Raw genomic sequence first — 12,909 nt, 5'->3', positions numbered from 1 at the left:
GACCAGTCGCGACATCAGGAGGGCCCGCTTCGGCGGGCCCTCTTTTTTTTGGCCGCGGCGCCCCGTTCGCTTCCGCTATAGTGCCGCCGGATGGAACTCTTCCTGGGGCGGCCGCGCGGCCGCCGTGACCACCTCGATGCGCTCGACGGCCTGCGCGGCCTGGCCGTGCTGGTCGTGCTGGCCTCGCACCTGTCCAACCGCGGCCTGCACCTGCTGCCGGGCCTGGACCTGTCGGGCATCGGCAAGAGCGGGGTCTATCTGTTCTTCGTGCTCAGCGCGTTCCTGCTTACCCGCATCCTGATGGACCGCCCGGCCGGCGATTACCGGCAGGCACGGCTGTGGCTCGACTACGCGCTGCGACGGGTGCTGCGCATCTGGCCGGTCTACCTCGTGCTGCTGCTGGTCAGCTGGGGGCTGACCCGGGCCGGGGTGCAGGCCTGGCACTACCAGATCGACGATGCCTCGCTGGTCAATCACCTGCTGCTGCGGGAGGGCCAGAGCGTGCTGTGGTCGATCCCCGTCGAGTTCAGCTACTACCTGTGGCTGCCGCTGCTGGCGCTGGTGCTGGCCGCCCTGCGCGCCTGGCGTCCGGGCGTGGTCTTCGAATGGCTGTTCGGCGCGGTCCTGCTGGCAGCGGCGCTGTGGGCCTGGCCGCCTTCGCAATCGGTGCCCAACGACATCCGCCTGGGGCCGTACCTGGTGCTGTTCTTCTGCGGCGCGCTGGCGGCGCGGGCCGACCTGGCCCTGCGCTCGGGCACGCAGCCGCTGCCCCGGGGCGCCTGGGCGGCACTGGCGGTCCTGGTCCTGGCCGGGCTCGTCCTCACCATCCCGGCGGTCTGGGCGGCGATCCGCGGCACGGCCATGAACCCGGCCCTGAACCACACCTGGTTCCTGTTCTTCGGGCTGGCCTGGTCCGCCCTGCTGCTGGCGGTACTGCACGGCCCCAACGGGCTGCGAAAGCCTTTTGCCGCCTGGCCGATGCGGCTGGTGGGCGTGGTCAGTTTCAGCCTCTACCTGTGGCACATGCCGGTGCTGGACGGATTGCGGGTGCTCGGGGCGGACGATTGGCCGCTGGCACCGGTCTGGCCCCTGGCCGCGGCGATGGCGGCGGCCATGCTGTCCTACCTGGCGTTTGAACGCCCCTGGCGCGATGTTCGCCTGCGCCGGCCCCGTCCTGGCGCCTGAGCCGGGGCTGCTAAACTTGCGCGCTGCCGGCCGCCCGGGCCAGGCCCCGGGCGCGGAGATCGCCAAGGTATGCAAGACAACATGGAAAGGCTCAATTTCCGCCTCGAGCTGTTGGCGGGCATGGTCCGCCGCGAAGTGCTAGGCCGCTACCGGGGCTCGCTGTTCGGGGCGGCCTGGTCGCTGGTGTCGCCGCTGCTGCTGCTCGCGGTGTTCACCTTCGCCTTCCACGAGCTGCTGGGGGCACGCTGGCCCGGCGTCCAGGGCCGCGCCGGCTTCGCGATGATGGTGTTCGCGGGCATGGTGCTGCACGGCATGCTGGCCGAAATTCTCATCCGCTCGCCCATGGCGATCGCCGGGCAGCCGAACTTCGTCAAGAAGCTGGTGTTCCCCCTGACCGTCCTGCCCCTGGTCACCGTCGGCGCGGCATTGGTGCACGCCACGGTCGCCCTGGTGGTGCTGGTGCTGGCCTGCCTGGTGCTGGGCCCGGCGCTGCACTGGACGGCCCTGCTGCTGCCCCTGGTGCTGATGCCCTACCTGGTGCTGCTGTGCGGGCTGGCCTGGATCCTGGCGGCCCTGGGCGTGTACGTGCGCGACATCGCCCAGCTCGGCGGACTGGTCGCCACCGCCATGCTGTTCCTGAGCCCGATTTTCTACCCGCTGTCTTCGGTGCCGCCGTCCTACGCCGGCATCGTGGCCATCAATCCACTGACCTTCGTGGTCGAGGCTACACGCGGCCTGCTGTTCGACGGGCGCTTGCCCGACATGGCGCTGGCCGGCGGCCATTCGCTGGCGGCGCTGCTGGTGGCCCTGGGCGGCCTGATGCTGTTCCGCCGCCTGCGGCCGGGCTTCGGGGACGTGCTGTGAGCGCGCCGGTCATCAGCGCCCGCGGCCTGGGCAAGGACTTCCGGGTCTATGCCAAGCCGGGCGACCGGCTGGTCGAACTGCTCACCGGGCGGCCGCGGCACCAGGTGTTCCGGGCCCTGGGTGAAGTGGACCTGCAGATCCACGCCGGCGAAACCGTCGGCATCGTCGGTCGCAACGGCTCGGGCAAGTCGACGCTGCTGCAGCTCATCGCCGGGGTCCTGCAGCCCAACCGCGGTTCGGTCGCGGTGCAGGGCAGGGTGGCGGCACTGCTGGAGCTGGGCAGCGGTTTCAGCCCGGACTTCACCGGCCGCGAAAACGTCATGCTCAACGCCCAGGTCATGGGCCTGCGCCGCAGCGAGGTCGAGGCGCGTTTCGACCGCATCGAGCGCTTCGCCGACATCGGCAGCTTCATCGACCAGCCGGTGCGCACCTATTCGAGCGGCATGATGGTGCGACTGGCGTTCGCGGTCGCGATCAACGCCGACCCGGACGTGCTGATCATCGACGAAGCGCTCGCCGTGGGCGACGAAGCCTTCCAGCGCAAGTGTTTCGCCCGCATCGAGGAAATCCGCGAAGCCGGCGCCACCATTCTTTTCGTTTCCCACTCGGCCGCCAGCGTGGTCAACCTGTGCGACCGGGCCCTGTTGCTGGACGAAGGCGATTTGCTGATGGCCGGCCGGCCCAAGGACGTGGTGGCCCGCTACCAGCGCCTGGTGCATGCGCCACTGGAGCAGCGGCAGGCGCTTCGCGAGGAAATCCGCAGCTTCAAGCCGGTGTGGGATTCCGAACGCGAGGCCGCCGGCGAGCTGGCGCAGGACGTCGGTGGCAAGCACGAACCCGCCGCCACCCCGGAAGGCAAGCACGCCGCTGCCGACATCCGCGAATGGCCGATGGAGGCGCAGGAGCGCTTCGAGCCTGGCCTGGTGCCGGAATCGACGGTGGACTTCGTGCCGTCCGGGGCCCGCATCCACGACCTGCAGCTCGAGACCGCCGACGGCCGCCGGGTGAACGTGCTGGTGCCGGGCCACGCCTACGTGCTGCGCTACCGCGTGCACTTCGAGCGCGATGCGCACGCGGTCGAGATGGGCATGGCGATCAAATCGGTCGACGGCATCACCCTGTTCGGGCAATCGAGCCACGGCCGCAGCGGCTTCCTGGCCGGGGTCACGGCCGGCACCGACCTCGAGGTTGAATTCCGGTTCCTGACCCGGCTGCGTCCCGGTACCTATTTCCTGAACGTCGGCTGCCAGGGCCTGGACGACGCCAGCAACGAGCGGGTGTTCCTGCACCGCATCCTGGACGCCGCCTGCTTCCGTATCGAAGGCATGCCCACGGACCGCTACAAGGTGGGGTATTTCGACCTCAGCGACGAACCCGCCTGCCGCTGGCGGACGCTGCCGGGCTGATTTTTTCAGCGCCCGGCCGGCCCGGGTCGGGCCAGGCCACCGGACGCCATCGGGTATCATGGCGGCCTTGCCCGCACGCCCAGGACGCCCCCGTGACCCATCGCCCCGGCACCCTCGCCATCCACGCCGGCCAATCGCCAGACCCCTCCACCGGGGCGGTGATGACGCCGATCTACGCCACCTCGACCTACGTGCAGGAAAGCCCCGGCGTGCACCAGGGCTACGAGTACTCGCGCAGCCACAATCCCACCCGCTTCGCCTACGAACGCTGCGTCGCGGCGCTGGAAGGCGGCAGCCGCGGCTTCGCCTTCGCCTCGGGCCTGGCGGCCAGCTCGACCATCCTCGAGCTGCTCGACAGCGGCAGCCACGTGCTGTGCATGGACGACGTCTATGGCGGCACCTACCGCCTGTTCGAAGGCGTGCGCCGGCGCAGCGCCGGCCTGGACTTCAGCTGGGTCGACCTCAACGACGACGCGGCCTTCGAGGCCGGCATCACCCCGAACACGAAGATGGTCTGGATCGAGACCCCGACCAACCCGACGCTCCGGCTGGTGGACATCGAAGCCGTCGCCGCCAAGGCGCGGGCGCGCGGTCTGATCGTGGTCGTGGACAACACCTTCTGCTCGCCCATGCTGCAGCAGCCCTTGGCGCTGGGCGCGCACATCGTCATGCACTCGGCCACCAAGTACCTCAACGGCCACTCCGACATCGTCGGCGGCATGGTCGTGGTGGGCGACGACACCGAGCTGGCGGAAAAAATGGCCTACCTGCAAAACGCCATCGGTGGCGTGCAGGGGCCGTTCGACAGCTTCCTGGCGCTGCGCGGCCTCAAGACCCTGCACCTGCGCATGAAGGCGCACTGCGAGAACGCCCAGGCGATCGCGGAGTGGCTGGAAAAGCACCCCAAGGTCGAACGCGTCGCCTACCCGGGCCTGGCTTCGCACCCGCAGCAGGCGCTGGCGCAGCGGCAGATGAAGGGCGCCGGCGGCATGGTCAGCGTCTGGCTCAAGGGCGGCTTCGAAGCGGCCAAGGATTTCATGGGCAAGCTCGAACTCTTCGCCTGCGCCGAGTCGCTGGGCGGCGTGGAAAGCCTGGCCAACCACCCGGCGGTGATGACCCACGCCTCGGTGCCGGCCGAGCGCCGCGCGGCGCTGGGCGTGACCGACAACCTGGTGCGCCTGAGCGTCGGCGTCGAGGACGTCCAGGACTTGCTGGCTGAACTCGAGGCCGCGCTGGGATGAGCACGGCCGCCAAGAAGGCGGGTGCCGGTGTCCTGGTGCTGGGCATGCATCGCAGCGGCACCTCGGCCCTGGCCCGGGTGCTGGGCCTGTGCGGCGCCGACCTGGGCGCCCGCGTGCTGGGCGCCAGTGCCGGCAACCAGACCGGTCACTGGGAAGACGCCGTTGCCGTGGAGATCCACGAGCGCCTGCTGGCCGCCCTGGGACTGCGGTGGGACGACCCGGTGTCGCTCCCGGCCGACTGGCTCACCGGCGAAGCCGGCCGTCGCGCCGCCGCGGCCGTACACGATTACCTGCGCGACGATCGCGCCCGCACCTCGCTTTGGGCCGCCAAGGACCCGCGCCTGGGCCTGTTCGCCGAGGCCTGGGAGCGCGGCGCCGCCGGCCTGGGCCTGCCGCTTTCGGCCGTGGTGCTGCTGCGGCATCCCGCCGAAGTGGCGCGCTCATTGTCGGTGCGCGACGGCATCGCGCCCGGCCGCGGGCTGCTGCTGTGGCTCGAATACACCCTGGCTTCGCTCGAAACCGCGGCGCGCCTGCCGCATCGGGTCATCGGCTACGACCAGCTGCTGGCCGACTGGCGCGGCGTGCTCGCGACGATCGCCAAACTGCCCGGCTGCGACTCGCTGGCAACGCCGGGCCCGGAGGCCAGCGCCGAGGTGTCGGCCTTCCTTGACCCGGCGCTGCGCCACCACCGCGAGGCCGACGACGCGTCCCTGCCCGAACCCGTGCGCGAGGTTTGGCAGCAGCTGCGCGCCTGTGCGCAGGGTGCCGGTTCGATCACCGAGCTGCTGCCGATGCTGCGTGCCCGCCTGGCCCCCGTGCGCGAGCTGCTGCAGCCGGTCCTGGAAGAATCCCGGCTCGAGCGCAGGTTGCTCTGGGAGCGCATCGGTCGCGCCGAGGCGCCGATGGCCGCGGCAGCGCTGTCGCTGCCGGACAAGGTCGGGCAACTGCGCGAGCTGGTGCAGATCCAGCACGGCGGTTTGATCGAAGCCATCTCCGGCGACCTGCGTCGCATGCAGGACACCTGCGCCGCGGCCCAGGACCACGCGCTGCAGCTTTCCGAAGCCCTGCGTGCCCGCGAGGCCGAGCTCGCCGAGGCCCGTCGCGAGCTCTCGGTGCAGCAATACAGCATCGACCAGCTGTCGGAGCAGGCGCGCCAGCTTGAGCTGGTCAAGGCCTCACGGACCTGGCGCTGGACGCGACCGCTGCGCGTGCTGGGCCGCCTGCTGCGCGGCCAGCTCGGCGCCGACGACCAGGCCCGGCTGCGCACCCGCGTACGGGGCGCGATCGCCAAGGCGCCCCTGATCAGCGACAAGGCGCGTGCGTCCCTGGTGGGCCGGAACCTCGCCGAGGGCAGCCGGGCGCCGTCGGAGCTGCCGGGCCAGGGCGAGCTTGCGGGCGTCACGCTGGCCGCGGCCAAGGAAGGGCTGCCCGATGTGTTCGTCTGGTCCGTGATCGACTGGCATTTCCGCATCCAGCGTCCCCAGCACCTGGCGCGCGCGCTGGCCGGCAAGGGCCATCGGGTGTTTTATGTTTCCAACCATTTCCACGACGCCGCCGAGCCCGGGTTCCGCGTCGAACCGCTCGACGACAGCGGGCGCCTGTTCCAGGTGCACCTCAATCTCGCCGGGCGGCCGCCGATCTACTTCGGCATGCCCGCCGACGACCAGGTCGAAGCGCTCCGGGCGGATCTGGCGAGGCTGCTGGCCTGGACCGGTACGCAGGCGGGCGTGTCGCTGGTGCAGCACCCGTACTGGCTGTCGCTGGCGCGCGCCGTGCCGGCCGCACGCGTCGTCTACGACTGCATGGACCACCACGGCGGCTTCGAGAACAACGCCCCGGCCATCCTCGACGCCGAAGCCCGGCTGGTGGCCGACGCCGACCTGGTGGTCGTGACCTCGGGCTGGCTGGAAGCCGAACTCGGCCCGCGCGCCCGCGCCGTGGCGATGGTGAGGAACGCCGGGGAATATGCGTTCTTCCACCAGCGCCCGGACAAGGTGTTCGCCGACGGGCAGGGCCGCCGGGTCATCGGCTATTACGGCGCCATCGCCGAGTGGTTCGACCTGGACCTGGTGCGCGCGGTCGCACAGGCACAACCCGATGCGCTGGTGCTGCTGGTCGGCAACGACACCGCGGGCGCCGGCGAGGCCCTGGCCGACCTGGCCAACGTGCGCCTGACCGGCGAGGTGCCCTACGCCGACCTGCCGTACTGGCTGCATGGCTTCGACGTCTGCCTGCTGCCGTTCAAGGTGATTCCGCTGACCCTGGCCACCAACCCGGTGAAGGTCTACGAATACCTGGCCGCCGGCAAACCGGTGGTGTCGGTGGACCTGCCGGAGATGGCGCAGTTCGACGGCCTGGTGCGCGTCGCCGGCGACCCGGCGGCCTTCGTCGCCGCCGTCGGCGCGGCCCTGGCCGACGGCCCGGGCGAGGGTGCCGCGGCCCGCCAGGCTTTCGCCGCCAGCCAGACCTGGGAGCATCGTGCCGAAACCTTCGACCGTGCCCTGGCCGAGTTGAACGAGCCGCTGGTGAGCGTCGTCGTGCTGACCTACAACAACCTCGCTTTCACCCAGGCCTGCCTGGCCAGCATCGAAGCACACAGCGACTACGGCAATCTCGAGGTCATCGTCGTCGACAATGCATCTTCCGACGGCTCACCCGAATGGCTGCGGCAATGGGCCGAAGCGCCGTCGCCGGCCGGCCACCAGCGCCGGCTGATCCTCAACGAAGACAACCTGGGCTTCTCGGCGGGCAATAACGTCGGCCTGCGCGCCGCCCGCGGCGAGTTCCTGGTGCTGCTCAACAACGACACCTACGTCACCCCGGGCTGGGTGCGCGGCCTGTGCAACCACCTGCGCGCCGACCCGGGCCTGGGGCTGCTGGGGCCGGTGACGAACAACATCGGCAACGAAGCCAAGCTCGACATCGGTTACGACGGCATGGACGAGATGCTGGAAAAGGCCGCGCTGCACACCCGGGCCCACCCGGGCCAGCGCCGGCCGCTGCGCACCGCCGCGTTCTTCTGCGTGGCGATGCGACGCGACGTCTACCAGCGCGTGGGCGACATGGACGAAGACTTCGGCGTCGGCTTCTTCGAGGACGACGACTACTGCCGTCGGGTCGAACAGGCCGGACTGTCGGTCGCCTGCGCCGAAGACGTGTTCGTGCACCACCACCTGTCGGCCAGCTTCGACGCGCTCAAGGCCGAGACCAAGCGCGAACTGTTCGACGCCAACCGCGCCATCTACGAAAAGAAATGGGGGCCCTGGACTCCGCATGTCTACCGCTGAAGATCGCGGGACGACGCTGGCATCCGGGGGCCACCGGGACCACGGGGTGGGTTGGCGACACGTCGCCTGGGCCGCTGCGGTACCGCTTGCGGCGGCCTGGCTGGCGGCGGCGGCATTGGGCACGCGCTATTCGCCGTGGGGTTTGGCGCTCGATGGGTTGGTGCTGCTGACCCTGCTGGTCGCACTCCGGCTGTCCGCACGCGGGCCAATCGCGCTGTGGATGACGGGCGTGCTTTACGCGCTGCTGCTGGTCGCCGCGCCGGCGTTCAAGGTGGCACAGCTGCAGCAGCCGGTGCTGGCGGCCGACGCCACGGCGCTGGTGGCGTTGCTGCAGGTACTTTCCGGCTGGCGCCTGTGGCTGGCGGCGGCGCTGCTGGCCGGCGTCGCGCTGCTGGCGGCCTGGGCCTGGTGGCCCCGGCGCGGTGGCTGGCTCGGGCTGCTGCTGGCCGCTGGCGTGGCCGCCGGCTGGCTGCTCGGCGCCGCCTGGTTAGACGGCCAGCTTGACCGCGCCGCGCCGCTGGCCTCGCCCGACAACCTGATCGAACGCCTGGAACGACGGGGCGGCGGACTGTTCCTGATGGCCGACTTCGCCCACTACCGGCGCGAAAAGGCCAGCGTCCCCGGCGCGGCGGCGGTCGCCCGGGCACTCGACGGCCTGTCGCGCCCGCGCATGCTGGCCGGCCCCGGCTTCCGCCCGCGCAACGTGCACGTGGTCTTGATCGAAACCGCCTGGGACCCGCTGCAGCTGGGTCATTTCCGGTTCTCCCGCGATCCCTTCGATCCGCGCTTTCGCCGCGCGATGGAGCAGTCGAAGGATTCGGCCGTGCTGGTCCCGGGATTCGGCGGGGCGACCGCGAACGCGGAATTCGAGGCTCTCTGCGGCCTGCCGGCGACCCGCGACCAGGTCGCGTTCGAACACACCCTGGCCAAGCCCATGCCCTGCCTGCCGCGCCTGCTTCGCCAGGCCGGTTACCTGGCCACCGCCAGCCATCCCTACCATGCGGGTTTCTGGAGCCGCGACCAGGCCTACCCGCTGCTGGGTTTCGAACGCTACTACCCAGTCAACGCCTTCGAGCTCGACGACCTGGACGGCATGTTCCTGGCCGATGCCAGCACCTACCGGCAGGTACTGGCGCGGCTGGAGCAGGAAAGCGACCCGCGGCCGCAGTTCAACTACGTCGTCAGCCTGAGCTCGCACTATCCCTACGAGCGCGCGGCGCATCGTCCCGACCGCATCGCGGTGACCCCGCAGGCGCCTTTGCTGGAGGCCTACGCCAATGCCATCGCGTATTCGACGCAGGCGTTCATGGACTACGTCCAGGAAGTGCAGGCGCGCGATCCCGATGCCCTGGTGGTCGGCTTCGGCGACCACGCGCCGGTGCTGGGGCAGGCGCCGGATCCCTACGAGCTCTCGGGCATCGTCCTGCCGACCCGACGCGACTCGGTCGCGGAACCGCCGCTGATGGCCTTGCCGGCGCTGGCGCGCGTGCCCTTGCTGGTGTTCGATGGCCGCAAGGGCGTCGTGCCGGTGGGGGAAATCCCGATGTTCGCGATCTCCGACCTGGTGCTTTCGCGTCTGGGCGAAGACGCCCCGCGCACCTGGCTTTCGGCCTTCCGCGAAGCCGGCCTGCACGCCGATCGCACGCGGCTGTTCCTGGGCCATACGACGGTCCGCCGTGGCGGCCACTGGCAGCTGTGCCGGGGTCCGCACCCCGATTGCGAAGCGGCGCGGTCGCTGCGCGAGCGGCTGGTGACGCTGCGCCAGGACCTGGCGCGCGGCGACCAGCACGCCCTGTCCTGGCTGCAGATCGCCGGGCTGTCGGCACCTACCGGGATGCAGGTGGAAAAACGATTCGCCGACTGCGACCTGCAGGTCGATGCCTGGGGGCCGGACAGCCTGGTGCAGGGCCAGGACTTCAATCCCCAGGCCGACGGCAGCAACACCTTCTGGTTCAGGCTCGCCAGCGCGCGCGGACAGCCGCGGCTGCGCATCGGCCAGGACCTGGACGTGCCGCTCACCATCGCCGGTCTCAATGGGTCGGCCAGCCTGGACCCTGGCCAGCGTGACCGCCTGCGAGATGGCGATGCCCTGGCCTGGGTGTGCCCGGACGGTCGCCAGGGCCAGATCGGTCGTCTGTCGATGCAACCGGCCAACGTCACCGCATCGGCGCAGGCGGGTTGCGCCGCCGGCATCAAGGACTTTGGCCCACGCGAACTGCGCGCCGGCGAACCGTTCAACGTCCAGCCCGACGGCCGGCCGGCGGGCTGGCTGGCGCTGTCGCCGGGCTCGCAGGGGTTCGAACTGACGGTGGCGGGCCAGGTGGTCGATTATTCAATTTCAGACCAGGTGGCCAGCTTCACCGTGGACGAGGCCCTGGCGCCGGCGTTTGCGCAGCCGGGCCACATCCCCGTGGCGCTGGCCTGCGCCGGCAAGGTGGTCGCGCGCGCCCGGATCACGGTGCTCGACCCGGCGCCGCGCTAGGTCCTGCGCCTAGTCGCGAACCGCGTCCCAGCGATCCACCCGCAGCCAGCTGCGGTCCCGGCCGCAGCCGGGCCGGGCGCAGACAGCGTCCCAGATCATGTGGAAGCGCTCCGTTTCCGCGGTGGGATCGCGGCGAAGGTTGGCCCGGGCATGCCGCAGGGCAACCGGCAAGCCCTGGCCTTCCGGCAGGGCCCGTGCGCCGACGCGCAGCGAGTCGGCGCCGGCGAGTGCGGCGAAATACATGCGCGCCTGCGCCGTGCCGTCCTGGCAGGGGGCCTGGGTCCAGCGTTGGATCGCAGGACGGCCCGGGCGGTCCAGTTCCCAGGCCAGGCTGACCGCCGACATGTCAGGGGTGCACGCAAGCTGCAGCTCCAGCCAGCCGGTGGAGGCGTGCGTGGCGGCAAGCGGCAGCGCCAGGGCGATCTCGCCTTTCGCCGCGGGCAGCGACCGTGGCGTCAGGATCGCGGGCGCCAGCCGGTAGAGCGTGGCCGGGCCCGCCCGGGTGACCACGCTGGCCTGCTCGAGAACGCTGGCCAGGCCGGGCAGTTCCTCCGGATGCCGCACGACCAGGTGGGTGGCGCCACTGGCCTCGAGCATCGCCGGCCAGTCCCAGCCCTGCAGCCGGATGTCCCAGATGAACTGGCTATGCCAGCTGACGGCCGCCGACTGGCGTGGCAGCTCGGCCATGACCGCGTTGGTTGAATGGGCGTAGAGCAGGAAGTCGCCGGGTTCGGCGGTGTTGCGGAAATGGCGCGCCAACAGCCGTTCCGGCACGGTGCGCACGAGCACCGCGTCCCGGCCCTGGGTGGCCAGCACGCGGATCTCGCGCGTCATCAGCAGCCACGAACTGGTTGGCAGCAAGAGCACCTGGATGGCCACCAGGGTCGTCATGACCCCGGCCAGCAGCCGCTCGCGCCCGGCGGCCGGCGTGCCCGCCAGGCCGGCGAGCATCAGCACCGCCATCATCGGCATCAGCGGGTGCAGGTAGCGCAGGTACTGGATCTGGCTCAGCAGCAGGGCCGCCGACGCCAGCGTCGCCAGGGCCAGGGCGCGGCTGCGCAGGGGCTGCACCGCCAGCAGCAAGCCGCCCAGCAGTGCGATGGGCAGTACGCCCGCGGCACCGATGCGTCCGCCTTCGTGGAAAGTCGGCGTCTGGAAAACCCAGCGCCAGGGCAGGTCCCAGCCCAGGCCGCTGGTCCAGGTTGGGTCGATGAAATTTTCAGGAAGAAACCACGGCGAACCAAAATAGGCGTTCATCAGTGGCAGCACCGGGTTGCCGGCCAGGCCCCAGGCATAGGCATAGCTGGACCCGCCGGCCAGCACGCCCAGGCCGATCGCCACGGGCAGGTCGCGCCAGGGCAGGGCGGCTCGCCACTGCAGCAGCCACCAGACGAAAAACGGCAGCAGCAGCAAGCCGTTGCTGACCTTGCTGCCCATCAGGGTGCCGGCCAGGGTGGCGAGCAGCCAGAGCGGCGCGCGCCCCGGCGGCACACGCGCGACCAGCAGGCTGGCCACGCAGGCCATCATGGCCGGCGTGGCCGATTCCACCTGCAGGCTGCCCACCAGCATGTAGCTCATCGGCAGGCTGAGGTAGGCCGCCGCGGCCAGCCAGGACAGCCGCGGCGACAAACCCAGCGAACGCGCCAGGCCGCGGACCAGCCACGCCGCCATCAACAGCCAGGCGCAATTGAGGAAGCTGGTGCTCTCGTCGCCCGCCAGCAGCGAAACCAGCGCATGCAGTACGTCGGTGGACCAGGGCGCCAACGCCCAGACCTGGGTGCCGACGTCGAAGCGTGCATGGCCGAACTGCATCAGTTCCCAGACCAGGCCCAGGTGGTAGGCGATATCGTCGGCCATCTGCACCGGCAGCCAGGCGGGCGCGGACACGACGAAGGCCAGCAGGCAGACGGCGAAGGCCGTTCCCGGCGCCTCGTCGACGCCCTGGCGGAACTCGCTGGCCAGGGCCTGCAGGTCGTGTTTCACCTGTCGCCGGCGCCACAGCAGCAGGATCGCAAGCGCCAGCGCCCAGCTGCCGGCGTGGTGCACGGGGAAGGGCAGCAGCCAGCCCGCCACGCCCGCCAGCAGGCCCAGGCCGGCAACGACGCGCAGCAGCGGCGACGTGCCTGCCACCGGCGGCAGCAGCGTGCCCATGGCGACCGCGCCCAGCAGCAGCAGGGTCATGGCTGCCGCGTCGGGCAGTCCGGCCAGGGCCACGCCCGCCACCGGCAGGCTGGCCAGCAACACGGCGCTTGCCGCCCGGATACGCAGCCGCCAGGCCAGCAGGCCCGCCAGTCCGCCGGCGAGCAGGGCCAGCACCAGCGAATCCTGCAGGCGAGGGGCCAGGTCCCGGTAGTCGAAGGGATACACGACCATGCCCGCGGCCAGGGCAAGCAGGCCAGCGGCGAGTGCGAGCGTTCGGAGCAATGGCATACGGCAGGAGCCAG

General features: G+C 70.9%; 7 protein-coding genes. 6 read left to right on the top strand and 1 reads right to left on the bottom strand.

Annotation, left to right across the window (positions count from 1 at the left end; translation table 11 throughout):
• Nucleotides 1-90: 90 nt before the first annotated feature.
• The 6 genes from N788_RS12275 (at nucleotide 91) to N788_RS12250 (ending at nucleotide 10,465) form a co-directional block, all read left to right on the top strand.
• Nucleotides 91-1,185 (top strand): acyltransferase family protein, encoded by a 1,095-nt coding sequence (locus N788_RS12275; protein ID WP_034225530.1) that lies wholly within the window; start codon nucleotides 91-93, stop codon nucleotides 1,183-1,185.
• A 69-nt stretch (nucleotides 1,186-1,254) separates the two neighbouring features.
• Nucleotides 1,255-2,049, top strand: coding sequence for an ABC transporter permease (locus N788_RS12270; protein WP_084696039.1), 795 nt, complete (start codon nucleotides 1,255-1,257; stop codon nucleotides 2,047-2,049).
• Nucleotides 2,046-3,455, top strand: a complete 1,410-nt coding sequence (locus tag N788_RS12265) for an ABC transporter ATP-binding protein (RefSeq protein WP_034225528.1) — start codon at nucleotides 2,046-2,048, stop codon at nucleotides 3,453-3,455. Before N788_RS12270 ends, N788_RS12265 begins: the two co-directional genes overlap by 4 nt.
• A gap of 92 nt (nucleotides 3,456-3,547) precedes the next feature.
• Nucleotides 3,548-4,696, top strand: a complete 1,149-nt coding sequence (locus tag N788_RS12260) for a cystathionine gamma-synthase (RefSeq protein WP_034225525.1) — start codon at nucleotides 3,548-3,550, stop codon at nucleotides 4,694-4,696.
• Nucleotides 4,693-7,983 (top strand): glycosyltransferase, encoded by a 3,291-nt coding sequence (locus N788_RS14080; RefSeq protein WP_051924634.1) that lies wholly within the window; start codon nucleotides 4,693-4,695, stop codon nucleotides 7,981-7,983. Before N788_RS12260 ends, N788_RS14080 begins: the two co-directional genes overlap by 4 nt.
• A complete protein-coding gene (locus N788_RS12250; RefSeq protein ID WP_152560485.1) occupies nucleotides 7,970-10,465 on the top strand; it encodes an LTA synthase family protein in 2,496 nt (831 codons plus the stop codon). Before N788_RS14080 ends, N788_RS12250 begins: the two co-directional genes overlap by 14 nt.
• A gap of 9 nt (nucleotides 10,466-10,474) precedes the next feature.
• Here the strand turns inward: N788_RS12250 and N788_RS12245 are convergent, their stop codons facing one another.
• Nucleotides 10,475-12,895 (bottom strand): hypothetical protein, encoded by a 2,421-nt coding sequence (locus tag N788_RS12245; RefSeq protein ID WP_034225521.1) that lies wholly within the window; start codon nucleotides 12,893-12,895, stop codon nucleotides 10,475-10,477.
• Nucleotides 12,896-12,909: the final 14 nt, after the last annotated feature.

Source organism: Arenimonas donghaensis DSM 18148 = HO3-R19, assembly GCF_000743535.1.
Lineage (GTDB): Bacteria > Pseudomonadota > Gammaproteobacteria > Xanthomonadales > Xanthomonadaceae > Arenimonas > Arenimonas donghaensis.
Note: the sequence above shows the minus strand (reverse complement) of the source record. Positions and strands in the feature narration are given on the sequence as shown.

Bases quoted from the DNA above. Each gene is read 5' to 3' on its own strand.
- N788_RS12275 (WP_034225530.1), top strand. From the start codon at position 91: ATGGAACTCTTCCTGGGGCGGCCGCGCGGCCGCCGTGACCACCTCGAT.
- N788_RS12270 (WP_084696039.1), top strand. From the start codon at position 1,255: ATGCAAGACAACATGGAAAGGCTCAATTTCCGCCTCGAGCTGTTGGCG.
- N788_RS14080 (WP_051924634.1), top strand. From the start codon at position 4,693: ATGAGCACGGCCGCCAAGAAGGCGGGTGCCGGTGTCCTGGTGCTGGGC.
- N788_RS12250 (WP_152560485.1), top strand. From the start codon at position 7,970: ATGTCTACCGCTGAAGATCGCGGGACGACGCTGGCATCCGGGGGCCAC.
- N788_RS12245 (WP_034225521.1), bottom strand. From the start codon at position 12,895: ATGCCATTGCTCCGAACGCTCGCACTCGCCGCTGGCCTGCTTGCCCTG.